Consider the following 23,616-nt stretch of genomic DNA (forward strand, 5'->3'; position numbering starts at 1 on the left):
CGGGACCGACGGAGGTCCATCGGTCCCGTTCAGCCGTACGAGTGTCAGGCGATGCGCTCCAGCACCACCGGGCTCGGCTCGTACGTCGTGCCCTCGGGCGCGACGTCGTACGTGCCGGCCAGGGACTGCAGGGCGTAGTCGAACTTCTCCGGGGTGTCCGTGTGGAGGGTCAGCAGGGGCTGGCCCGCCGTGACGGTGTCGCCCGGCTTGGCGTGCAGCTCGATGCCCGCGCCCGCCTGGACCGGGTCCTCCTTGCGGGCGCGGCCCGCGCCGAGGCGCCAGGCGGCGACGCCGACGCCGTACGCGTCGAGGCGGGTGAGGACGCCCGAGGCGGGGGCCGTGACGACGTGCTGTTCGCGGGCGACCGGGAGCGGGGCGTCCGGGTCGCCGCCCTGGGCGGCGATCATGCGGCGCCAGACGTCCATCGCGGAGCCGTCCGCGAGGGCCTTCGCCGGGTCGGCGTCCTTGAGGCCGGCCGCGTCGAGCATCTCGCGGGCGAGCGCGAGGGTGAGCTCGACGACGTCGGCGGGGCCGCCGCCCGCGAGGACCTCGACGGACTCGCGGACCTCCAGGGCGTTGCCCGCCGTCAGGCCGAGCGGCGTCGCCATGTCGGTGAGGAGGGCGACCGTCTTCACACCGTGGTCGGTGCCCAGGCCCACCATGGTGGAGGCCAGTTCGCGGGCGTCGTCGATGTTCTTCATGAAGGCGCCGGAGCCGACCTTGACGTCCAGGACCAGCGAGCCGGTGCCCTCGGCGATCTTCTTGGACATGATCGAGGAGGCGATCAGCGGGATCGCCTCGACCGTGCCGGTGACGTCGCGCAGCGCGTACAGCTTCTTGTCGGCGGGGGCGAGCCCGTCGCCGGCCGCGCAGATGACCGCGCCCGTGGTGTCGAGGACGTGGAGCATCTCCTCGTTGGAGAGCAGCGCCCGCCAGCCGGGGATGGACTCCAGCTTGTCGAGCGTGCCGCCGGTGTGGCCGAGGCCCCGGCCGGAGAGCTGCGGCACGGCCGCGCCGCACGCGGCGACCAGCGGGGCGAGCGGCAGCGTGATCTTGTCGCCGACGCCGCCCGTGGAGTGCTTGTCGGCGGTCGGGCGGGAGAGGGACGAGAAGTCCATGCGCTCGCCGCTGGCGATCATCGCGGCGGTCCAGCGGGCGATCTCCGTACGGTTCATGCCGTTGAGCAGGATCGCCATCGCCAGCGCCGACATCTGCTCGTCCGCGACGACGCCGCGCGTGTACGCGTCGATGACCCAGTCGATCTGCTCGGGGCTCAGCTCGCCCCCGTCCCGCTTGGTGCGGATGACGGAAATCGCGTCCATGGGGTGGGTGTTTCCTTCCAGTGGCTTCTGCGGGGTGTCGTGTCGATCAGGCCGGCCCGGCATGACCGGCGAGACACCCCCTAGGCGAGGTGCTGGGGGCCGAAGGCCTGGGGGAGCATCTCGGCGAGGGTGAGGACCCCGGCGGGGGTGTCCAGCAGCAGCTCGTCGCCGCCGAACTCGTACAGCAGCTGGCGGCACCGGCCGCACGGCACCAGCACCTGGCCGCGGCCGTCCACGCACACGAAGTGCGTGAGCCGGCCGCCGCCCGTGGCCTGGAGCTGGGAGACCAGGCCGCACTCGGCGCACAGGCCGATGCCGTACGAGGCGTTCTCCACGTTGCAGCCGGTGACCGTGCGGCCGTCGTCCGCGAGGGCGGCCGCGCCGACCGCGTACCCCGAGTAGGGGGCGTACGCGTGCGCCATGGCCTCCCTCGCGGCGTCGCGCAGGGACTCCCAGAGGTGGTCGTCGGGCGTCACTTGCCCTGGCCCCTCTTGTACGGCATGCCGTCCGCCTTCGGCATGCGCAGCCGCTGCGCGGACAGGGCCAGCACCAGCAGGGTGGTGACGTAGGGCGCGGCGTCCACGAACTGGCTGGGCAGCTTGTCGGTGCCCGCGTACCAGACGAACAGCAGCGCGGCGACGACGGCCGAGATGGCGGCGGAGACGTACTTCTTCTTGTACAGCTGCCAGACGACGAGCGCGACGAGCAGGATCGCCAGCAGCAGGAGCATCGCGTGCACGTTCTCGGCGCCGCCGCGCAGCTTGAGGCTGTCGGTGAAGCCGAAGAGTCCGGCGCCGAGCGCGAGGCCGCCGGGCATCCAGTTGCCGAAGATCATCGCGGCGAGGCCGATGTAGCCGCGGCCGCCGGTCTGGCCCTCCTGGTAGATGCCGGTGGAGACGATGGCGAGGAAGGCGCCGCCGAGGCCCGCGAGGGCGCCGGAGACGATCACGGCGATGTACTTGTACTTGTAGACGTTGACGCCGAGGGACTCGGCGGCCACCGGGTTCTCACCGCAGGAGCGCAGCCGCAGGCCGAAGCCGGTGCGCCACAGGATCCACCAGGAGGCGGGGACGAGCAGCAGCGCGACGACGGTGAGCAGCGACAGGTTGGTGACCAGGCCGCCGAGCAGGCCCGCGAGGTCGGAGACGAAGAACCAGTGCTTGGCCTGGAGGTCGGCCAGCCCGTCCGACAACCCGGGGATGGTGATGTCGGTGACGCGGTCGATGCGCGGGGACTGCTTGGAGGAGCCGCCCGGGGTCTCGGCGAAGGTGAAGTTCGACAGGTAGCGGGTGGCGCCGGTGGCCAGGATGGTGATGGCCACACCGGAGACGATGTGGTTGACGTTGAAGGTGACCGTCATGACCGCGTGCAGGACGCCGCCGAGCGCGCCGCCCAGGATGCCGAGGGCGACACCGGTCCACGGGCCCCACTGGTAACCGGCCCAGGCGCCGAACCAGGTACCCATGATCATCATGCCTTCGAGGCCGATGTTGACCACGCCGGCCCGCTCGGACCACAGGCCGCCGAGGCCCGCCAGACCGATGGGGACGGCCAGCTGGAGGGCGCCGGAGATCTGGCCCACGGAGGTGAGGTCGTCGGCGCCGCTGATGACGCGGACCAGCGAGAACAGCGCGAGGCCGCCCGCGATGATCAGCAGGATGACGGGAAGGGACAGCTTGCGGCGTCCGCCGCCCTTCTTGGGCGCCGCGGCAGCGGCCGTGACAGTGCTCGTGGACTCGCTCATGCTGCCACGTCCTCCTTCTTCAGTCGGGCCTGGGCGGCGAGCTCCTCGCCCACCTTCTGCTGCTGTCGGCGCAGGCCGTACTGCCGGACCAGTTCGTACGCGACGACGACCGAGATCACGATCAGGCCCTGCATGATCATGGCGATCTCCTTCTCGAAGCCGTACTGGTCGAGGGAGGCCGACGCCTTGTCGAGGAAGGCGATGAGCAGTGCGGCGAAGAAGATGCCGACGGGGCTGTTGCGGCCCAGCAGCGCGATCGTGATGCCCGTGAAGCCGACACCGACCGGGAAGCTCAGGCTGTACGTGTGGGTCTGGCCGAGCAGCATCGGCATGCCGGCCAGGCCGGCGACCGCGCCGGAGATCAGCATGGCGGTGAGGACCATCCGCTTGGCGTCGACACCGCTCGCCTGGGCGGCGGAACCGCTCGCGCCGGTGGCGCGCAGGTCGAAGCCGAAGCGGGTGCGGCTGAGGACGAACCAGTAGACGACACCCAGCGCGAAGGCGACGAAGGTGAAGCCGTAGATGGTGCCGCCGTCCACGTCGAGGCCGGGCATCCAGCCGGACTCGGCGATCTCACCGGTGGTGAGGTCGTTGGAGCCGGGCGGCTGCACGCCGAGGTTGACGGGCAGGATCAGCCAGGCGATCAGGCTGGTGGCGATGGCGTTCAGCATGATCGTGGAGACGACCTCGCTGACGCCGCGGGTGGTCTTCAGGACGCCCGCGATGCCGGCCCACAGCGCGCCGACGAGCATGGCGACGACCACGATCATCAGCACGTGCAGCGGCCCGGGCAGCTCCACGGCCGCACCGACGACGGCGGCGAGCATCACCGCGAGGCGGTACTGGCCGTCGACACCGATGTTGAACAGGTTCATCCGGAAGCCGATGGCGACCGCCAGCGCGGCGAGGTAGTACGTGCCGGTCTGGTTGAGGATCAGGACCTGGATGTCGGTGAACTCCAGGCTCTGGAACATGATCCGGTACGGCTCGATCGGGTCACGGTCCGAGACCAGCAGCACCACGGAGGTGAGCAGGAAGGCCACGACCAGCGCGAGCGCCGGGCCGGCCAGGCCCAGGATCAGCCGGTCCTTCTGGAACTTCTTCATCGGCCCTCACCGTTCGGGGTCTCGTCGTGGTGCTCCAGGTGGCCGGTCGCGGCGCCGGTCATGGCCGAGCCCAGCTCCTCCGGGGTGATCGTGGCGGGGTCGGCGTCCGCGACCAGCCGGCCGCGGTACATCACCCGCAGGGTGTCGGAGAGCCCGATGAGCTCGTCCAGGTCGGCGGAGATCAGCAGCACCGCCAGGCCCTCGCGGCGCGCCGCGCGGATCTGGTCCCAGATCTGCGCCTGGGCGCCGACGTCCACACCACGGGTGGGGTGGGCGGCGATGAGGAACTTGGGGTTGTGGCTCATCTCGCGGCCGACGATCAGCTTCTGCTGGTTGCCGCCGGAGAGGGAGGCCGCGGTGACCTCGATGCCGGGGGTGCGGACGTCGTACTCGCGCACGATCCGCTCGGTGTCCTTGCGGGCCGCCTTGAGGTCGAGGATGCCGCGCTTGCTGTTGGGCTCCTCGGTGACGTGGCCGAGGATGCGGTTCTCCCACAGCGGGGACTCCAGCAGCAGGCCGTGGCGGTGGCGGTCCTCGGGGATGTACCCGATGCCGTCCTCGCGGCGCTTGCGGGTCGGCGCGTGGGAGATGTCGGTGCCGTCGAGCGTGATGACGCCGCCGTCGGGGTCGCGCAGGCCGATCAGGGCCTCGATGAGCTCGGTCTGGCCGTTGCCCTCGACGCCGGCGATGCCCATGACCTCGCCCTTGTGGATGGTGAAGTCGATGCCCGCCAGGACCTCGCGGACGATGCCGTCCGGGTCGGTCTCCGCCAGCCGCAGGTCCTGCACGCGCAGCATCGGCACGTCCGTGACCGTCGACTCGCGGGTCTCCGGCGACGGCAGCTCGGCGCCGACCATCAGCTCGGCGAGCTGCTTGGTGGTGGCGGTGCGCGGGTCGGCCGTGCCCACCGTCGTACCGCGCCGGATGACGGTGATGTCGTCGGCGACCGAGAGCACCTCGCCCAGCTTGTGCGAGATGAAGATGACGGTGAGGCCCTCCGCCTTGAGCTCCCGCAGGTTGGCGAAGAGCGCGTCGACTTCCTGCGGGACGAGCACGGCGGTCGGCTCGTCGAGGATGAGGGTGCGGGCGCCGCGGTAGAGGACCTTCAGGATCTCCACGCGCTGGCGGTCGGCGACGCCCAGCTGCTCGACGAGCACGTCCGGGCGGATGTTCAGCCCGTACGCCTCCGAGATCTCCATGATCTTCTTACGGGCCTTGCCCCCGATGCCGTACAGCTTCTCGCTGCCGAGGACGACGTTCTCCAGCACCGTGAGGTTGTCGGCCAGCATGAAGTGCTGGTGGACCATGCCGATGCCGATGGCGATGGCGTCGGCGGGGCTGGAGAAGGAGACCCGCTTGCCGTCGATGGTGATGGTGCCCTCGTCCGGCTTCTGCATGCCGTAGAGGATCTTCATCAGGGTCGACTTGCCGGCCCCGTTCTCACCGATCAGGGCGTGGACGGTGCCCTTGCGGATGGTGATGTCGATGTCGTGGTTGGCCACGACGCCGGGGAAGCGCTTGGTGATGCCGCGCAGCTCTACGGCGGCGGCCGACGCAGCCGGCGGCGATGACGGACTGGACGCGTTGATGACGCACTCTCCTTGGCGGGAAAGGAGCGGAGGGCAGGGGGGATGGCCTTCGAAGCTATCGCGACACGCGGGGCTCTACGCGCGTAGCGATCCCGAATGGAAAAAACCGGGGGCGGGACATGGCCCGGGTCCGGAGAGGCGGCTCGCGCCGCACTCTCCGGACCCGCGGAACCAGGCTGTTCCGGCCGCGCCGTTACGGGGCGGTCTTGACCGTGATCTTGCCGGCGATGATGTCGGCCTTGGCCTTGTCCACCGCGGCGACCACGTCGGTCATCTTGGTGTAGGCCGGGTTCGACGTGGAGAGGCCGACGCCGTCCTTGTCCAGGCCGTAGCGGATCTCACCGGACTGCGGCTTGCCGTCCTTGACCGACTTGATCAGGTTGAAGACCGAGTCGGAGACGTCCTTGGTCACCGAGGTGAGGATGTACTCCTTGTAGGCGGCGAGGCCCTTCTGGTTGTACTGGTCGGAGTCGACGCCGATGGCCCACTTCTTGGCCTTGGCGGCGGCCTCGATGGAGCCCGAGCCGGCGAGGCCCGCGGCGGCGTACACCACGTCGGCGCCCGCGTCGATCTGGCCCTGCGCGGCGGCCTTGCCAAGGTCCGGCTTCGAGAAGCCACCGAAGTCCGGCGGCTGCGTCAGGTACTGGACCTTGACGTTGACGTCCTTGTTGGTGTCCTTGACGCCCTGGACGAAGCCCGCCTCGAACTTCTTGATCAGCGGGGTCTCGACACCGCCGATGAAGCCGACCGTCTTGGACTTGGTCACCTTGGCGGCGGCGACGCCGGCCAGGTAGGAGCCCTGCTCCTCGTTGAAGACCAGGTTGGCGATGTTCTTGCCGGTCTTGGACGTGTCGTCGATGAGGCCGAAGGTGGTCTTCGGGAACTTCGGCGCGACCTCGGCGATGGCCGGCGCGTAGGCGAAGCCGACGCCGATGACCGGGTTGTTGCCGGCGCGGGCCAGCTCGGTGAGGCGCTGGACCTTGTCCGGGTCGCCCTCGCCCTCGCTGGGCTCCGCCTCGGTGCCCTTGATGCCGAGGTCCTTCTCGGCCTTCTCGAGGCCGGCGAAGGCGGCGTCGTTGAAGGACTGGTCACCGCGGCCGCCGACGTCGTACGCGATGGCCGCCTTCGGGTCGCCGCCGGAAGCGGTGTCCGACGACTTTCCGCCACACGCGGTGGCGCTGAGCGCGAGTGCCGCGGAGGCAACACTGACTGTTGCGATCCTCGTGATCCGGCGCAAGGGGGGCTCCTTCGACCTGACCGAAGCGCCACTTCCGGCGCTGGTTTCGCGGCGATCGTAACGCGCGTAGATGTCAGGTAAAGGCCTGTTCGGTAGCCGTTACCAGATCGACGCGAACAGCCCACGTCGTTGGCGTAGCGGCGGGCGGTACGGCGCCTTTCGGCCGCGCGGCGCGGCGTAGTGAAGCGACGACAGCCCGTGTCGAAGCGGCCGCCCCTCCGGGGGTGTTCACCCCAGCGCGGAGGGGCTGCCCCGCCCCGGAGGGGCCCCGCCTCGAAGGGCTCACCTAGGCCAAGCGCTCGGCGTCGAGCAGGGCCGCCGCCGTGAAGAGTTCGACGCCCACCTTGATGGCGGACTCGTCCACGTCGAAGTCGCCGCGGTGGAGGTCGTGCTTGGCGGGGTCGCCGGGGCGGCGGACGCCCAGGCGGGCCATGGCGCCCGGGACGTGTTCGAGGTACCAGGAGAAGTCCTCGCCGCCGAGGCTCTGCTCGGTGTCCTCGATGGTGTACGCGCCGTAGCGCCGGGTCATCGCGTCCTGCAGCAGGCCCGCCACGGTCGCGTCGTTGACGACCGGGGGGACGCCGCGCACGTACTCGATCTGGCACTTCGCGCCGTGCAGCGTCGCCACCTCGTCGATCGCGGCGTACACCTGGTCCGGGGCGTCGCGCCAGGCCGCCAGGTCCAGGCAGCGCACGGTGCCGCCGAGCTCGGCGTGTTGCGGGATGACGTTCGGCGCGTGGCCGCACTCGATGCGGCCCCACGTGAGGGCCAGCCCGGCGCGGGCGTCGATGCGGCGGGCGAGGACGGCGGGCGCGTCGGTCGCCACGCGGGCGGCCGCGGTGACGAGGTCCGTCGTCAGGTGGGGGCGCGCGGTGTGGCCGCCGGGGCCCCCGAGGGTGACCTCCAGGCGGTCGCACGCCGAGGTGATGGCCCCGGTGCGCAGTCCGATGCGCCCGGCGTCGACGCGCGGGTCGCAGTGCACGGCGATGATCCGGCCCACGCCGTCCAGCGCGCCGGCGTCGATCGCCTCGACCGCGCCGCCGGGCAGCACCTCCTCGGCGGGCTGGAAGATCAGCCGGACGGGCTGGGGCAGCAGCCCCTGCCGGTCGAGGTCCGCCAGGACGAGCCCGGCGCCCAGGACCACCGTCGTGTGGACGTCGTGGCCGCAGGCGTGCGCGCGGTCCGGCACGGTGGAGCGGTACGGCACGTCCGTCTTGGTGTCGGGGATGGGCAGCGCGTCGATGTCCGCGCGGAGGGCGAGCATGGGACGGGCGCCGTCCCCTCTGCCGATGTCACACGTCAGCCCCGTACCGCCGGGCAGCACCCGCGGGCGCAGCCCGGCCGCCTCCAGGCGGGTCTTGAGCGCGGCCGTCGTACGGAATTCCTGGAAACCGAGCTCGGGGTGCATGTGCACATCCCGGCGGAAGGCGATCAGCTCGGCGCGCAGCGCGTCGGGCAGCGCTCCGAGCAGAGGTGTTTCGGCGGGAACGTCGGTTTCGAGGTCGCGGGACATCAACTTGTTCACCCATGACAGGGTAGGCGCGTTCCCCCCTCAACTAACGTGTGATCTACAAAACTTCAGCCCGTTAGGGGAAAGAAACCTGGTTGGGCGGGCTTGAGCGGCGAGCGAAGTGGGTAAGCTCACGCGTTTTCGACCTTGTTTCGATCGCCGCTCGGTCTCCGCTCGATTGCCGCGCGGTCGCCGCTCCTCGCCGCTCCCTCGCCGCTCACGCGACCGTGAGGCCCGGTCCGTGTGCCGTGCGTGCCGACTCCGTCACCGCCGCCAGGAACCCGCGCGCCCGCGGCGACGCGCCCGCCCGCAGCCACTCCGGCGCCACCTCGCACACCGCGATCCGGACCCCGGTGCCGGCCAGCGCCAGCGGGAGGGTGTGGACGACCGTGGAGGGGAAGCTCAGCACGGTACGGCCGATCGGGCCGCGCCGGGCGATCAGCTCCAGCGGGAGCTCGGGGCGCACGATCTCCAGGCCGGTCCCGGCGGCGATGCGGTGCAGCTTCTCGACGCTCTCGCGGCGGTGCGCGAAGTACCGGGTCGCGCCGTGCGCCGCGGCGAGGGCGGCGACGGCCGCCACGTACGGTTCCGGCTCCACCACGCCCGTCTCGACGAGGGAGGTGCCGACCAGGTCCGCGCCCCCGCTCACCCGCGGCGGCCCGAAGCGCTCGCGGGTCCAGGCGAAGCGGTTCGGCGTGACGGTGGCGCCCGGCGGCGCCTCGACCGGCAGGGCGGTGAAGACCTCCACGGCCCGCCGCCGCCCGGGGGCGAGCCTGCGGCGGGCGAGGGCGGTCACCGGCGCCAGGGCCAGCTCGCGCGGGGTGAGGCCGTGGCCGCGCCGGTGCCAGCGGACGAGCCGTTCGCCGCGCGCCAGCCGCTCCGTGAACTCCATCGTCGCCGTGCCGTCGTCCACGACGGTGACGGCGCGCGGCCCGAAGAGCGTCAGCAGCAGCTGCACGTACCGCGAGAACGGGTCGCCCACGAGCACGCGCTCCGCGCCGCGCAGCAGCGGCGCCAGCTCCCGCAGGGTGCGCGGCAGGGCGCCGCGCCCGAGGCGGGCCTCCTGCCAGCGGACGGTGACGCCCTCGTCCCGGGCGAGGCCGGCCATGCGGCGCAGCTGGCCGCGTGACATGGGGTCGGTGGGCGGCAGGACGACGATGGTGAGGCGCGGCCGCCCGGTGTGGTGGGCCCACTCCAGGACGTTGAGCAGCTGGACCGGGCTCTCCACGAAAGCCAGGCAGGGGGCCGGGTGTTCGGCGGTCATACCGTGGCCGGGACGCGGCGGAGCTTCTTCATGGGGGCGAGCTCGGACTCGTACACCTTCTTGATCCCGTCGCCGAGGGCGGTCTCGATGGTGCGGATGTCGCGGACGAGGCGGGTGAGGCCGCCGGGCTCGACAGAGGCGGCCTGGTCGGAGCCCCACATGGCGCGGTCCAGGGTGATGTGGCGCTCGACGAAGCAGGCGCCGAGGGCGACGGCGGCGAGGGTGGTCTGGAGGCCGGTCTCGTGGCCGCTGTAGCCGATGGGGATGTTGGGGTAGTCGCGCATGAGGGACCGGATCACGCGCAGGTTCAGCTCCTCGGCCTTCGCGGGGTACGTGGAGGTGGCGTGGCACAGCAGGACGGTGTCGCTGCCGAGGACCTCCACGGCGTGGCGGATCTGGCGCGGGGTGGACATGCCGGTGGAGAGGATGACGGTCCGGCCGGTGGCGCGCAGGGCGCGCAGCAGCTCGTCGTCGGTGAGGGACGCGGAGGCGACCTTGTGGGCGGGCGGGTCGAACTTCTCCAGGAAGGCGACGGCCTCGGTGTCCCACGGGGAGGCGAACCAGTCGATGCCGCGCGCGCGGCAGTGCTCGTCGATGGCGCGGTACTCGTCCTCGCCGAACTCGACGCGGTGGCGGTAGTCGATGTACGTCATGCGGCCCCAGGGCGTGTCGCGCTCGACGTCCCACTGGTCGCGGGGGGTGCAGATCTCGGGGGTGCGCTTCTGGAACTTCACGGCGTCGCAGCCCGCGTCGGCGGCGGCGTCGATGAGGGCGAGCGCCTTGTCGAGGTCGCCGTTGTGGTTGATGCCGATCTCGCCGGTGACGTAGACGGGCTGGTCGGGGCCGACGGTCGTGCGTCCGATGGTGCGCAGGCGGGAGGTCACGTTCGTGGTTCCTTTACGGGGCGGGGAGGGCGTGCAGGGTGGGGCCGAGGAGCCAGGCGGCGATCTCGCGGACCGCGCCGGCGCCGCCGGGGGTCTCGGTGACGGCACGGGCGGCGGCCCGTACGGCGTCGTGGGCGCTCGCGACGGCGACGGGCCAGCCGACGAGCCCGAAGCAGGGCAGGTCGTTGACGTCGTTGCCGGCGTAGAGCACCCGTCGGGGGTCGAGGGCGTGGTCGTCGCACCACTGCTTCAGGGCGAGGTCCTTGCGGTCGACGCCGTGCAGGACGGGGACGCCGAGCTTGCGGGCGCGGGCGGCGACGACGGGGTTGCGCTCGGTGGACAGGATCAGCAGCCGGATGCCCGAGCGGCGCAGGGCGGCGACGCCGAGCCCGTCGCCCCGGTGGACGGCGACGAGCTCGCGGCCGTCGGAGTCGATGAGCACCCGGTCGTCGGTCTGGGTGCCGTCGAAGTCGAGGACCACGGCGTCGACGTCGTCGGCGGTCGGCCTGACCGATTCGTCGAGGAGCGGGGCGAGGGCGCGGGCGCGGGCGAGGTCGTGCGGGTCGTCGATCTCCAGGACGCGTGCGGGGTCGGTGACGACGAGCGCGGTCCGCCCGAAGAAGCGGTGCCGGTGCGCGCGGAACCCGCGCGCGTCCATGCCGTACGCGGCGCCCGTCTCCAGGTACTCGGGCTCGCGGTCCTGGCGCCGGGGGCGGTGGGCCTTGTCGTGGTTCACCCCCGACGCGTCGTTGGGCGCCCTCCACAGGAAGCCGTGCGTCGGGGCGACGGTCAGGGCGGTGTCGGCGCCGCGCTCCTGGATCTCGGCGGCCACGCCGTCGACGTCGTACGCCGTGAGGAAGGGGCTCGTGCACTGGACCAGGAGCACCACGTCGACGCGGCGGCCGTGGAGCTCCTCGAAGGCGTCCAGCGCGTGGAGGACCGCCGCCTCGCTGGTGGCGGTGTCACCGGACAGGGCGGCCGGGCGCTCGACGGCCTGGGCGCCGGCCGCGCGGGCCGCGGCGGCGATGGCGGGGTCGTCGGTGGAGACGACGACGTCGGTCACCCGGGGGGCGGCGAGGCAGGCGCGTACCGCGCGGGCGACCAGCGGGACGCCGCCCACCGGGGCGAGGTTCTTGCCGGGGACGCCCTTGGAGCCGCCCCGGGCGGGTATGACGGCCAGCACCGTGGCCGGTCGCGCGGCCCCGGCTGCCCCGGTCACGTCCGCCCCGGTCACAGCTCCCCCAGGCGGCGAATCACCGGGGCCACCCGCTGCACCCCGTGGCGGTACAGCCCGCGCGCCGCGTCCCGCAGCACGCGCCGGGCGGCGGACGCCGCCGGTGCCGCCGCCTCGGCGTCGAGGCGGTGGCGGCCGAGGACGCCGGGAAGGTAGCCGGGGGCGGTCCGGTGCGTGTAGTACGGCGCGAGGGGCGGCGGCACCGGCCGGTCCAGCAGCTCCCGCACGCGGGTGCGGGCGGCGTCGAAGGCCGTGGCGTACGAGCCGTCCGGCGCGACTCCCTGCGCGGCGAGCCAGGACGGGTCGGGCGTGGGGCGGTGGCCGGCGTCGAGGGCGTCCCAGGAGGTGAGCAGGCCGGAGCCGAGGAAGTGGTGGTTGCCGAGCGCCTCGCGCACGCCCAGGTCGGTCAGGACGGCCGTCGGGACGCGCCGGTGCAGGGCCTCCAGCGCGGCCGTGGACGAGACCGTGACCAGCAGGTCGGTACGGTCGAGCACCTCGCCCATGTGGCCGTGGACCAGGCGGAGGTTGGGCGGCAGCGGGCCGCGCGCCAGCTTCTGGTACGGGTGCTCCTCCAGGTGCGTGGTGTGCTCGCCCGGCTTGGAGCGCAGCTTCAGCAGCACCTCGCGGTCCGGGTGCAGCCGGGCGTGCTCGGCCAGCCGGCGCAGCAGGTACGCGCGCTCCTCGCGGGTCGCGGGCACGGACGGCTGCGCGGCGAAGACCACCGTGTCGCGGCCGGGCTCCGGCGCGTACGGCGCCCCACCGAGGAACGGCAGCGCGGCCTCCACCACCGCCGACGCGTCCGCGCCGACGCCTTCGTACACCGCCCGGAAGCGCTCGGCGTCGTGGCGCGAGTTGGCGAGGACGACGTCGGCGCCGTGCCGCAGCAGCAGCCCGTCGGCGAGCTTCTCGTACACGACGCCGACGTAGCCGGTGACGACGACCGGGCGGCGGGGCAGCACCATCCCGGCCAGGCCGTGCAGCAGCGCCTGGACCGTGCCGCCGACGAGCGCGAGGACGACGACGTCGTACGCCTCCTCCCGTATCGCGCGCAGGAACTCTGCGCCGGTCACCTCGCGGGGTACGCCGATGCCGGCGCCGACCTCGGCGAGCTGACGGGCGGTCGGGGTGGCCCGGCCGCGCAGCACGTAGCCGCTGATCTGGGGAGCCGGTCCGGGCGGGGTGAGGCGGCGCGCGGTGAGGGCGCCCCACTTCCAGCGGGTGTCGGAATCGGCGAGGACCGCGATCCGCACCGCTGCGCTGCTGCTGCCGGTACGTGTGGAAGGCACGCCGAGGACGTTAGGAAGGCATTCCGCTTCGCGGCCCAACAGGGCCGCAACAAAGGGTGAACAGCACTGGGCGGCATTCGGCCGGCGATCCGGTTAAGGAGCGCGCCGCTCAGCGTTCACCGCGCATCCCTTTACCCGTCAGGGCGAATGCCGGGGCCGCGCCTAGCGTCGGGCGGGTGGTCAAGCTCTCCGTCGTCGTGCCGTTCTACAACGTGCAGACATACGCCCCGGAAACCCTGGAAAGTCTGCGGGCCAACGCCCGCGACGACTTCGAATTCCTGCTCGTCGACGACTGTTCGACGGATGCGACGCACGACATCCTGCGGCGGGCCGCCCGCACGCTCCCGGGGGCGGTGCTGCTGCGGCACGAGCGCAACGCCGGGCTCGCCACCGCCCGCAACACCGGCATCGACGCGGCGCGCGGCGAGTACCTCGCCTTCCTCGACGGCGACGACTGGCTGGCGCCCGGCCAGCTGGCCCGACTCCTCGCCGCCATCGAGGAGTTGGGGTGCGACTTCGTCCGCACGGACCACGTGCAGTGCAAGGGGAAGGCGCGGACGGTGCACCGCGTACCGGTGGGGCGGCGCGGGGAGGTGCTGCGGCCGCGCGACGCGATCCTGCCGGCCGAGCGGTCCACGTCGGTGGACTATCCGTACGCGTGGGCCGGCATGTACCACCGGCGGCTCGTCGACCGGGGGCTGCTGCATTTCACCGACGGACTGCGCACCGCCGAGGACCGGCCGTGGATATGGCGGCTGCACCGGGAGGCGGATTCCTTCGCGGCGGTCAGCACACTCGGTGTTTTCTACCGGCGGGGAGTTTCCTCCTCCCTCACCCAGATCGGCGACGCGCGGCAGCTGGATTTCCTCCGGGCTTTCGACCTCGTCATCGAGGAAACGGCCGCTGATCCGGATTCCGCTCGGCTCCTGCCGAAAGCGGTGCGCACGTACTGCGCGATCATCGCGCACCACGTGGGTGCGATCGACCGGTTCGAACGGCCGGTCGCGCGCGCCCTGCGCGGCCGGAGCGCGGCGGCGCTGCGCCGCCTGCCGCAGGACGTGCTGAGGGACGCCCTCGACACGATGGACGACGAACGGGCGTCGCTGCTGCGCAGGCTCCACCGGCGCCCGGCCGGCCTCCGGGCGGGGGTGGCGGCGTGACCACGCGCGTCTTCCTCGCGTCGACGCTGTACGGGGCCGTGACGCTCGCCGCCGCGCTCGACAGCGGCTGCTTCGCGGGGACGCCGGCGGACCGGCGGCTGCTGCTGGTCGCCAACAACGCGGCGGCGCCCGAGACGGCCGTCCCGCTCGACCGGATGCCCGGCTTCGAGCGGCTGCGCCCCCGCTTCGACGCCGTCCTGTCGTGGAACGAGGCCATCGCGCCCTTCCACCCGGGCGGGTGGTCGCCGCGCCCCGACGACGTACCGCTGTGGGAGCGGTACCTGCGGCTGCTGTGGGGGCTCGGGGAGGGCGAGCGGGTGGAGCTGGTCGTCGAGTCCCTCCAGGTCGCGCCCGCGCTCACGCTCGCGCAGCTGTTCCCGGACGCGCCCGTCGACGTGTACGCGGACGGGCTGATGAGCTACGGCCCGACCCGCGTGAAGCTGGACCCGCTGGTCGGCGAGCGGGTGCGGCGGCTGCTGCACCTGGAGCTGGTGGAGGACCTGCGGCCGCTGCTGCTGGCGGAGTTCGGGGCCGTGCCCGAGGCCGTACCGGCGGAGGTGTTCCGCAAGGTGGTCGACGAGCTGACGGCGGAGGAGCTCGCGGGCGGCGGGCTTCCGGACGGCCGGCTTTCCGAGGGCGGGCTTCCGGAAGGCGGGGCGTTGCTGCTCGGGCAGTACCTGTCGGCGCTCGGGATCCTCTCCCCCGCCGAGGAGGAGGCCCTGCACCTGCGGATGGTGCGCGGCGCGGTGGCGCGCGGGCACCGCAGGCTCGTCTTCAAGCCGCACCCCGTGGCACCCGCCTCCTGGCTGCGGGCCCTGGAGCGGGAGGCGGCGGCGCTGGACGCCGAACTGACCGTCTGCGACCGGCCCGTCCTCGCGGAGGTGCTCTTCCGGCGGCTGCGGCCCGTGCTGGTGGTGGCCTGCTTCTCGACCGCGCTGTTCACGGCGGACCGCTTCTACGGCATCCCGGTCGCCCGTCTGGGCACGGAGCCGCTGCTGGACCGGCTCACCCCGTACCAGAACAGCAACCGGGTGCCGGTGACGCTGGCGGACGCGCTGCTGCCGGACCTGGAGACCGGCGAGACCCACGACGTGGACGACCTCACCGGCCTCCTCCACGCCGTGGGCTTCGCGATGCGCCCCCAGGTCCGCCCGGACCTCCGCCCGGCGGCGGAGCGGTACCTCGCCGCCCATCTGGACACCGGCACCCGCCGCTACTTCAAGCGCCGCCGCCTGACCGTCCTCGGCCTCCCCGGCGGCGTACCGGGCGGCCTGCGCGTGCCGCGCAACGCGCTGACCCGGCGCCTGGCCCGGCAGGCCCGGCGGCTCCGGCGCGCGCTGGTCAGGACGCCCTGACGACCGGCTCCTGGATCTCCGTCACCCACTTCGTCTCGTCCTCGGACCACTCCAGGTACAGCTCGCGGGAGTAGCCCGCCGAACGGTAGCCGTTGGTGTCGATCCAGGTGGCCAAGGTCTGGAGGGTGGGCAGCAGGGCGTCCATCGGGCCCCGGTGGACGACCGTCGCCGCCTGCTCCAGGGCGGGCAGGTCGACGATCTCCACATCGGGGACGGCGGTGACGCCGGCGGGGACCGTCATCCCCGCGTGGACGACGATCGAGCCGTCACCCGCCGGGGCGTCCTCGTAGTGGGCGATGCCCGGGCCGAAGCCGGTGACCCCGGCGGCCTCCAGCCGGGCGCACAGCTCCTGGTACAGGGGAGCGATGACCGGGCCGATCTGGTCCGGACCGAAGCCCCCGGCGATGCCGGTCAGTTCGGCGATCCGGGTGGCGGGAATGCTCTTGACGACGACGTCCTGTGTGGACATGCGCCCCTCGCTCTCGATGGCCTGGAGCCTCGCCCCGACCTGTGCCAGCCGGGCGGCCGCCTCACTCATGGCCGACTCCAGCTCGGCCCGGCGCAGCCGCAGCATCCCGCGCAGTTCCTCGGCCCCGACGTGTTCGTCGAGGATCGACCGCACCTGGTCGAGCGTGAAGCCGAGGTCCTTGAGCGCGATGACGCGGTTGAGCCGGGCGAGCTGAGCCGCCTCGTAGAAGCGGTAGCCGCTGTACGGGTCGACATGGGCGGGGCGCAGCAGTCCGATCGCGTCGTAGTGGCGCAGCATCCGGACCGACACCCGACCGTGTCTGGGGAAGTCTCCGATGGTGAACATGACGCCTCCTACGGGACAGCCTCACACGGTGTCAGGGTCAACCCGGCGCCAGGTCAACCGGGTGCCAGGTCAACCCGGTGCCAGGTCAGCCCGGTGCCAGGGTCACCCGCCGGCGGCGCTGCGGTGCCGGGGCGCCCGTTGGCGGGGTGGTCGCGTCAGGGTGATCTGGCGGACCAGCTGCTGGAAGCAGGCGAGCGCGGCGACCGACGGCAGGGCGGCCGTCGCGATGTCCGGCACGGTTCTGGGGGCCTGGGCGACGCACAGCAGCATGGCGATGGTCGAGAAGAGCAGGACCACGCACCAGGAGTGGGCCGCGCGGCGCCGGTGGAGGGCGGTGCGCAGGATGCACAGGGAGGCGACCATCCAGGGCCCGTAGACCAGCAGCGGCCACCAGCCCACCGCCCCGTGGGACGCGTGGGGTTCGGCGACGTGACGCAGGGGGTCGTAGGCGACCATTCCGCTGTAGACGCTGACCATCGCCACGATGACGGCCGCGAGCGCGGCGGTGAGGATGCTGGCGGTCCGCACCAGGGTGAGCGTGCGCCGCTTCGCGGGGACGCGGCGGTGGCTCGCCTGGGGAGGCCGCACCGGTGGCAGCTCGGCGGTGATCTGCTCCAGGCGCTCCATGGGCCGGTCGGCGGCACCGGGGACGGGAGCGGGCCCGGAAACCGGGGCGGAAGCCGGGCCGGAGGCCGGGCCGGGAAACGGGGTGGGGCCCGGAGCGGTCCGGGGGTCCGGTGCGGTGGACTCCTGGAGGAGGCAGGCGAGTTCCTCCGCCGGGTCCCATGCCAGGTCCGCCATGTCGAGCGTGCCGAGCGGTGCAAGGGGCCGACGTGCGTCCCGGCCGTAATGCTCATACATGACGGCCCTGGCCCGTCCGTTCCCGAGCGGGGACCGTGAAGTCGTCACGGCCCCGCGCCCGACGGTCGAACTCCGCCTGGATTCCGCTCATCGTCCGCAGGAATTCCTCCAGTACCGCCGAGGAATACCGCAGGTCGATACATCGGCTCCCGTCGTGCAAAGTGGCGCTTTCCCGACCGGTGGAGGGGGTGAAGTGAGGCGTGTACGTCCACTTTCCCGCACGAGTGGGTCGAACGGTTCCGCGCCCGGAGAACGGGGCGGACACATGCGCTGTTGTCATATTCGCCCTAACGCCATGGATCTTGATCCAGGTGCGCGGCGGCTGGGTGACATCCCTAGGGCATATGGGTGTTTCTGCGGTGCTTTTATCGCCCCTGTGGCGGGTCTCGGACAGACCGGTGACCGAAGGCGGTCTCACTCGTGCACGCCTCGGAGCGGAAAAGCGCGGAAAGGGAATCTGGAAGGAAAACAATTTCATTCACGCGACCGGATCACACGACCAGATCACACGACCGGCTCACGCGGCCGGGCCGGCCCGCCTGGTATTCCCTTTCCGCGCGGCAGCGCGTCGGGCGGGCTCAGAAGGCGTCGGACGGGACGTACGTCCCCCACACCTCGCGCAGCGCGTTGCACACCTCGCCCACCGTCGCCCGCGCCTTCAGCGCGTCCTTCATCGGGTAGAGGACGTTGTCCGTGCCCTCGGCCGCCTTCTTCAGCTCGGCGAGCGCCGCGTCGACGGCCGCCTGGTCGCGCTCGGCGCGGAGCTTGGCGAGACGTTCCGCCTGCTGGGCCTCGATGGCCGGGTCGACGCGGAGGGGCTCGTACGGCTCCTCCTCGTCGAGCTGGAAGCGGTTCACGCCGACCACGACCCGCTCGCCGGAGTCGGTCTCCTGGGCGATGCGGTACGCCGAACGCTCGATCTCGTTCTTCTGGAAGCCGTGCTCGATGGCGCTCACCGCGCCGCCGAGGTCCTCGACCTTCCGCATCAGCTCCAGCGTCGCCGCCTCGACCTCGTCGGTCATCTTCTCGATGACGTACGACCCGGCGAAGGGGTCGACGGTGGCGGTCACATCGGTCTCGTACGCCAGGACCTGCTGCGTCCGCAGCGCGAGGCGGGCCGACTTGTCCGTCGGCAGGGCGATCGCCTCGTCGAAGGAGTTGGTGTGCAGCGACTGCGTACCGCCGAGGACCGCCGCCAGGCCCTGCACCGCCACGCGGACCAGGTTCACCTCCGGCTGCTGCGCGGTCAGCTGCACCCCGGCCGTCTGCGTGTGGAAGCGCAGCATCATCGACTTGGGGTTCTTCGCGCCGAACTCCTCGCGCATCACCCGCGCCCAGATCCGGCGGGCGGCGCGGAACTTCGCCACCTCTTCGAGGATGGTCGTCCGCGCGACGAAGAAGAACGACAGGCGCGGCGCGAAGTCGTCCACGTCCATCCCGGCGGCGACGGCGGTACGGACGTACTCGATGCCGTCGGCGAGGGTGAAGGCGATCTCCTGCGCGGGCGAGGCACCCGCCTCCGCCATGTGGTAACCGGAGATCGAGATCGTGTTCCACTTCGGGATCTCGGCCTTGCAGTACTTGAAGATGTCCGCGATCAGCCGCAGCGACGGCTTCGGCGGGAAGATGTACGTGCCCCGCGCGATGTACTCCTTGAGCACGTCGTTCTGGATCGTGCCCGTCAGCTTGTCCGCCGGAACACCCTGCTCCTCACCGACGAGTTGGTAGAGGAGCAGCAGCAGGGCGGCCGGGGCGTTGATCGTCATCGACGTGGACACCTTGTCCAGCGGGATCCCGCCGAACAGCACCCGCATGTCGTCGATCGAGTCGATCGCCACGCCCACCTTGCCGACCTCGCCGTGCGCGATCGCCGCGTCCGAGTCGTGCCCCATCTGCGTCGGCAGGTCGAACGCCACCGACAGCCCCATGGTGCCGTTGGCGATCAGCTGCTTGTACCGGGCGTTGGACTCGACCGCCGTACCGAAACCCGCGTACTGCCGCATCGTCCACGGCCGGCCCGTGTACATCGTCGGATACACACCGCGCGTGAAGGGGTACGAACCCGGCTCCCCCAGCTTCTCCGCCGGGTCCCAGCCCTCCAGCGCATCCGGCCCGTACACCGGCTCGATGGGCAGTCCCGACTCCGACTCGCGCGCCATGTGCTGTGCCTTCCGATAGACCTACTCGCAGGTAAACCGACCCTCGCGACGGACTGTAGCGGCGGGCGTGCGGCCGGTGGAGAGCCCCACGCTGGGACCTTGCTCACAGCATGCGCCGCGGTGCACAACCAAGCACGCCCGGGAAGCATCAAGTAGGTGCCACGTCTGTTCTTCCCGGGGGGCTTTCATGCACCGTACGTCCGTCATACGCAGAGCGCTGCCGTCTCTGGCCGCCGTCGCCGCCGTCTCGCTGGCCGCCGCGGGGTGCACGGCGCAGGCGGTGGGGGCCGCCGCGCCGTCGTCCTCGCCCACAGCGCCGTCCGCGCCGTCCGCACCGTCGGCACCGCCGGCGAGCTCCACGCCCTCGCCGTCCACGCCGTCCACGCCGGCGTCCCCGTCCGCCTCACCGGCGACACAGGCACCGAAGCCCAAGGTGATCATGGCGAAGGGGGCGGAGAGCGAGCAGGTCCGCGAGCTCCAGGCGCGTCTGCGCCAGGCTGGGCACTTCGACCGGAGCCCCACCTCCTTCTACGGCTCGATGACCGTCAAGGCGGTCTCGGCGTTCCAGGACAAGCGCGGTCTGCCCGCCACCGGCTCGGTCGACGAGCCGACCTGGAACAAGCTGATCGCCCAGACCCGCAAGCCGACGGCCGACGAGCTGCGCCCGCCGACCACGAACGAGCTGGACACGCCGGACGCGCGCTGCATGACCGGCCGGGTGCTGTGCATCAGCAAGGAGAGCCGGACCCTCGCCTGGATGATCGACGGCAAGGTCGTCTCGGCGATGGACGTCCGCTTCGGCTCGGAGAACACGCCGACCCGCGAGGGAACCTTCAGCGTCGGATGGAAGGCGAAGGACTGGGAGTCGACGATCTACCACACGCCGATGCCGTACGCGATGTTCTTCAGCGGCGGCCAGGCGGTGCACTACTCCTCGGACTTCGCGGCGCGCGGCTACAACGGGGCCTCGCACGGCTGCGTCAACGTCCGGGACAAGGGGAAGATCGCGGCGCTCTTCGACCAGGTGAAGGTCGGCGACAAGGTCGTCGTCCACTGGTGAGCGGGACCCGGACCGGGCCCGGGAGGGTCTGAGGGAGAGAGGGCGCGGGCGGGACCGGGGGAACGTGTCCCGCCCGCGCCATATGCGCTGAGCCGTAGGTACGGGGGGAACCCCGGCTCTTCTAGCGCTGCCGATGACCAGTCGGCTCACTTAGTACTGCGCCGGGCGGCTCGAAAACGTCACACCCGCGCCGAAATTTTTTTAAAGCGCAGGTCAGAGCGTGGAAGTCGGCGCCGCTACGGCAATGAGCGGGACCGCCGGGAGGGGCGTGCCGGGTGCGGCCGCGCGGCCCTTGCCGCCGTTGCCACCACCCTTGCCGACACCTTTGCCGCCGCCCTTGCCGGCACCGTCACCCTTGCCGGCACCGTCACCCTTGCCGCCGCCGGGCTTGCCACCACCCTTGCCGCCGCCGTGACCGCCGCTGGTCCCGCCGTCGCCGGCGTCCTCGTCGCCGCCGCCCGCCGTCCCGCCCTCGCGGCCGCGCGTGTCGGTGCCCAGTACCTTGTCGCAGAACTTCTTGACGCTCTCGCCCTTGGCCGCGAGCTCCAGATACCGGCGCTTGTCGTTGTCGAGCCGGCCCTGGCGGTAGTCGTGGCACGCCTGTGCGGTGCGCGCGTACCAGGTGCCCTTCTCGCCGGTACCGACCGTACCGCCGACGTCGGGGACGCCGGTGCCCGCTCCGGCGCCGCCGGTGCCGGAAGCGTCGCCGCTGCCCGCGGAAACGTTGTCGCGGCCCGAGCCGGGCCCCTCCGGTGCCGGAGACCCCGGCAGGGACGGCGGGGGCGTCTCGCCCGTGGACGGCGGTATTGCGCCCTGATCGCCGGGTGCGCTGGGTGAAGCCGAGCCCGGCCCCGCGCTCGTACCGCCGTCCTCCGACGCGTCGGAGGGGGTCAGCGGCCCGGGCGTCGCCGCCGAGGCGGACGACGAGGCGGGCAGCGGCTTGCGGTCGTCGCCGAGGACGGGCAGGACGCCGGTGCTCGCGGCGACGGCCACACCGCCGACGGCCAGCCCGGCCACCGACGCGGCCAGCCCCCAGCGCAGCGGCCGCGTCCAGCGGCCCCGCACCTGGTTGCGCGGCGCCGGCGCCCTGAGCCGTACGGCCCCGAGGTCGGCGCCGGCGGCCCTGGCGGACGGGGAGGACGGGGAGGACGGGGAGGAGAACGCGGCGGACGTGCCGGCGGACTTCGCCATCCGCTCCGCCCGGGCCTCACGGAAGGCGGCGAGCGCCGCCTCCTCCCCCGGGATCGGCGCCGGGGGCGCCGGAGCCACCGTCTCGGCCCGTATCGCTTCCAGTGCCTCGGTCAGCCGTCGGGCCTGCTCGCGCGCGTGATCGTCGACAGGGTCGACCGGTTCGCCACGCAGCAGCCGCTCCGCCGCATCCTGATCGAGCCACTCATCCCGCTCGTCGGCCATCACATGTCCTTCTGCGTCCGCGAGCGCCAATGCGTCACACCCGTACGCGCCACCGACCCGCGGTGCGGCCCCGGTTGGGGCGGTACGGCCCCCAGCGGCGCAGCCGCGTCCGCGTCCGCGCCCATCAGCTCCGCCAGTCGCTTGAGCCCGCGGTGGGCGGCGGTGCGGACGGCGCCGGGGCGCTTGCCGAGGGTCTTGGCCGCGCTTTTAGCGTCCAGTCCGACGACGACACGCAGGATGACGGCCTCGGCCTGGTCCTGCGGGAGTTGGGAGATCAGGTTCATGGTGTGGCCCGTGGCCAGGGATTCCATGGCCTCATCCGCCGTGTCGGACTCGGCCGGTTTGTCGGTGAGTTCCGTTTCGTCGCCGCCGACGGCGGGGCGCCGCCCCCGCATCCGCAGGTGGTCGAGCGCGCGGTTGCGGGCGATGCGCGCCGCCCAGCCGCGGAAGCGGTCGGCGTCGCCGCTGAACCGGTCGAGGTCACGCGCGATCTGGAGCCAGGACTCGGAGGCCACATCCTCCGCGTCCGCGTCTCCGACCAGCGTGCGTATATAGCCGAGCAGCCGCGGGTGCACGGCGCGGTACACAGTCCGGAAGGCGTCTTCGTCCCCGTCCTGCGCCGCGAGCACCGCGGCGGTCAGCTCCGCGTCGTCCCCCAGCACTCCCACAACCCGTTCGTCTTCGCGGCCGGCCACCACCGCCGCTCCGCCCAGCGCGAAGCAGCACGCTACGTGGTCCTGCGGCTTTACGTCCATGTCTTGTACAGCCTGCAACATCACACTGACAGACCGGGGTGTGACAGAAACCGCACGCGTGGCGCTGATAGGAGTACGGGGCCGTACCGCGGACCCGTGGACGGCGACCGGGGCCTCTCCTGTGGGGGGTGGCGGCCCCGGTCGTCGCTCCGTCTTTCCGGCTCTCCGGCTCTCGGGCTCTTCCTAGTCCTGCAGTGCGGAGCGCATGTGGCGATGGTCACCGAGAGACCGGCGGCGCATCCAGGGGACCCAGCAGCAGAACGCGATCACGCCGATCGCGAAGACCAGCGGCCATGCCCATGAACCGCCGACCGCGCCGAGAACCAGCATGCCCACCGCGAACAGGCCCATGAAGCCCAGCCAGTACGGCAGCCACCTGCCCGCGCGCTCCATCCGCCCCAGTTGCTGGGCGACCAGCCGGCGCATGGCCGCCCGCTCCCCGGGGTCCGTCGGCACCTCCCGGTGCCTGATCTTGCGGTTGAGCTCGGCCAGCCCGCCCGGGTCGGCGCCGACCGCCCGGGCGGTCTTGCGCCGCTGCACGGCGAGGATCGCGACCGCGATGGCGGTGTACAGCACGCCGTGCACCACCCACCAGACCGGATGCTCGCCCCGGTCCATCGCGGCCCGGATCCCCACCCCCACCAGAAAGATCAATAACGCCTGCGCGATCAGGCTTCGGTCGAGCCAGCGCTTGAAGGCGTGCACGGCACCTACCTCCTCAGGGATGAGCGGCTTACCGCCGCCACTCCCCAATACCCCGGCGTGCGCGGCCTATTGGCGGTGCTCGCGTGGACCGTACGGCCGCGAGAGGGCCCGCGGCGGCGGCATGTCGCTCATCCGCCGCACCGCACACCGCCGGCCCG

The 23,616-nt window shown here is 72.3% G+C and carries 20 protein-coding genes; 3 read left to right on the forward strand and 17 right to left on the reverse strand.

Annotated features, from left to right (window positions below; translation table 11 throughout):
- Nucleotides 1-44 precede the first annotated feature (44 nt).
- The 11 genes from AC07FJ_RS26915 to AC07FJ_RS26965 all read right to left on the reverse strand — a co-directional run bounded on the left by AC07FJ_RS26915 (nucleotide 45) and on the right by AC07FJ_RS26965 (nucleotide 13,176).
- Nucleotides 45-1,322, reverse strand: a complete 1,278-nt coding sequence (locus AC07FJ_RS26915) for a thymidine phosphorylase (protein WP_479051877.1) — start codon at nucleotides 1,320-1,322, stop codon at nucleotides 45-47.
- Nucleotides 1,323-1,402: 80 nt separating this feature from the next.
- Nucleotides 1,403-1,798, reverse strand: coding sequence for a cytidine deaminase (locus tag AC07FJ_RS26920; RefSeq protein WP_479051878.1), 396 nt, complete (start codon nucleotides 1,796-1,798; stop codon nucleotides 1,403-1,405).
- Entirely contained in the window at nucleotides 1,795-3,066 is a 1,272-nt protein-coding gene (locus AC07FJ_RS26925) for an ABC transporter permease (protein WP_479051879.1), read from the reverse strand. The genes AC07FJ_RS26920 and AC07FJ_RS26925 overlap by 4 nt, the downstream gene beginning before the upstream one ends.
- Nucleotides 3,063-4,172 carry an ABC transporter permease gene (locus AC07FJ_RS26930; RefSeq protein ID WP_479051880.1) on the reverse strand — a complete coding sequence of 370 codons (1,110 nt, stop codon included), beginning with the start codon at nucleotides 4,170-4,172 and terminating at the stop codon, nucleotides 3,063-3,065. Before AC07FJ_RS26930 ends, AC07FJ_RS26925 begins: the two co-directional genes overlap by 4 nt.
- A complete protein-coding gene (locus tag AC07FJ_RS26935; RefSeq protein ID WP_361421646.1) occupies nucleotides 4,169-5,761 on the reverse strand; it encodes an ABC transporter ATP-binding protein in 1,593 nt (530 codons plus the stop codon). Before AC07FJ_RS26935 ends, AC07FJ_RS26930 begins: the two co-directional genes overlap by 4 nt.
- 193 nt (nucleotides 5,762-5,954) lie before the next feature.
- Entirely contained in the window at nucleotides 5,955-6,998 is a 1,044-nt protein-coding gene (locus AC07FJ_RS26940; RefSeq protein ID WP_479051881.1) for a BMP family lipoprotein, read from the reverse strand.
- A gap of 286 nt (nucleotides 6,999-7,284) precedes the next feature.
- The gene (locus AC07FJ_RS26945; RefSeq protein WP_479052127.1) at nucleotides 7,285-8,511 is read right to left on the reverse strand and encodes an amidohydrolase; all 1,227 of its coding nucleotides are present in this window, start codon (nucleotides 8,509-8,511) and stop codon (nucleotides 7,285-7,287) included.
- A gap of 214 nt (nucleotides 8,512-8,725) precedes the next feature.
- Nucleotides 8,726-9,772, reverse strand: a complete 1,047-nt coding sequence (locus tag AC07FJ_RS26950; RefSeq protein ID WP_479051882.1) for a hypothetical protein — start codon at nucleotides 9,770-9,772, stop codon at nucleotides 8,726-8,728.
- Nucleotides 9,769-10,656: an N-acetylneuraminate synthase family protein gene (locus AC07FJ_RS26955; RefSeq protein WP_479051883.1), complete on the reverse strand. Its 888-nt coding sequence runs from the start codon at nucleotides 10,654-10,656 to the stop codon at nucleotides 9,769-9,771. Before AC07FJ_RS26955 ends, AC07FJ_RS26950 begins: the two co-directional genes overlap by 4 nt.
- A gap of 13 nt (nucleotides 10,657-10,669) precedes the next feature.
- Complete coding sequence (locus AC07FJ_RS26960; protein WP_479051884.1) at nucleotides 10,670-11,890, reverse strand: cytidylyltransferase domain-containing protein; 1,221 nt, start codon at nucleotides 11,888-11,890, stop codon at nucleotides 10,670-10,672.
- Nucleotides 11,887-13,176, reverse strand: coding sequence for a DUF6716 putative glycosyltransferase (locus AC07FJ_RS26965; RefSeq protein ID WP_479051885.1), 1,290 nt, complete (start codon nucleotides 13,174-13,176; stop codon nucleotides 11,887-11,889). The genes AC07FJ_RS26960 and AC07FJ_RS26965 overlap by 4 nt, the downstream gene beginning before the upstream one ends.
- Nucleotides 13,177-13,352: 176 nt before the next feature.
- Between AC07FJ_RS26965 and AC07FJ_RS26970 the strand changes: the two genes are divergently transcribed.
- Nucleotides 13,353-14,336, forward strand: coding sequence for a glycosyltransferase family 2 protein (locus tag AC07FJ_RS26970; RefSeq protein WP_479051886.1), 984 nt, complete (start codon nucleotides 13,353-13,355; stop codon nucleotides 14,334-14,336).
- Nucleotides 14,333-15,691: a polysialyltransferase family glycosyltransferase gene (locus AC07FJ_RS26975; RefSeq protein WP_479051887.1), complete on the forward strand. Its 1,359-nt coding sequence runs from the start codon at nucleotides 14,333-14,335 to the stop codon at nucleotides 15,689-15,691. The genes AC07FJ_RS26970 and AC07FJ_RS26975 overlap by 4 nt, the downstream gene beginning before the upstream one ends.
- On the opposite strand, the gene AC07FJ_RS26980 is transcribed toward AC07FJ_RS26975, so the two are convergent.
- The 3 genes from AC07FJ_RS26980 to AC07FJ_RS26990 form a co-directional block, all read right to left on the reverse strand.
- Entirely contained in the window at nucleotides 15,678-16,505 is an 828-nt protein-coding gene (locus AC07FJ_RS26980) for a MerR family transcriptional regulator (protein ID WP_479051888.1), read from the reverse strand. The two genes, AC07FJ_RS26975 and AC07FJ_RS26980, sit on opposite strands and share 14 nt — an antisense overlap.
- A gap of 102 nt (nucleotides 16,506-16,607) precedes the next feature.
- On the reverse strand, nucleotides 16,608-17,306 hold the full coding sequence (locus AC07FJ_RS26985; RefSeq protein ID WP_479051889.1) for a DUF2637 domain-containing protein: 699 nt from the start codon (nucleotides 17,304-17,306) through the stop codon (nucleotides 16,608-16,610).
- Between the two features lie 638 nt (nucleotides 17,307-17,944).
- Nucleotides 17,945-19,525, reverse strand: a complete 1,581-nt coding sequence (locus AC07FJ_RS26990; protein WP_361420923.1) for an acyl-CoA mutase large subunit family protein — start codon at nucleotides 19,523-19,525, stop codon at nucleotides 17,945-17,947.
- Nucleotides 19,526-19,712: 187 nt separating this feature from the next.
- Here AC07FJ_RS26990 and AC07FJ_RS26995 point away from each other — a divergent pair, with 187 nt between their 5' ends.
- Nucleotides 19,713-20,585 (forward strand): L,D-transpeptidase family protein, encoded by an 873-nt coding sequence (locus AC07FJ_RS26995; protein WP_479051890.1) that lies wholly within the window; start codon nucleotides 19,713-19,715, stop codon nucleotides 20,583-20,585.
- Nucleotides 20,586-20,798: 213 nt separating this feature from the next.
- On the opposite strand, the gene AC07FJ_RS27000 is transcribed toward AC07FJ_RS26995, so the two are convergent.
- The 3 genes from AC07FJ_RS27000 to AC07FJ_RS27010 all read right to left on the reverse strand — a co-directional run bounded on the left by AC07FJ_RS27000 (nucleotide 20,799) and on the right by AC07FJ_RS27010 (nucleotide 23,458).
- Nucleotides 20,799-21,998: a hypothetical protein gene (locus AC07FJ_RS27000; RefSeq protein ID WP_479051892.1), complete on the reverse strand. Its 1,200-nt coding sequence runs from the start codon at nucleotides 21,996-21,998 to the stop codon at nucleotides 20,799-20,801.
- The gene (locus AC07FJ_RS27005; protein WP_479052128.1) at nucleotides 21,998-22,660 is read right to left on the reverse strand and encodes an RNA polymerase sigma factor; all 663 of its coding nucleotides are present in this window, start codon (nucleotides 22,658-22,660) and stop codon (nucleotides 21,998-22,000) included. Before AC07FJ_RS27005 ends, AC07FJ_RS27000 begins: the two co-directional genes overlap by 1 nt.
- A gap of 276 nt (nucleotides 22,661-22,936) precedes the next feature.
- Nucleotides 22,937-23,458 carry a hypothetical protein gene (locus AC07FJ_RS27010; protein ID WP_479051893.1) on the reverse strand — a complete coding sequence of 174 codons (522 nt, stop codon included), beginning with the start codon at nucleotides 23,456-23,458 and terminating at the stop codon, nucleotides 22,937-22,939.
- Nucleotides 23,459-23,616 lie beyond the last annotated feature (158 nt).

The sequence above is a fragment of the Streptomyces sp. NPDC045998 genome (assembly GCF_056430285.1).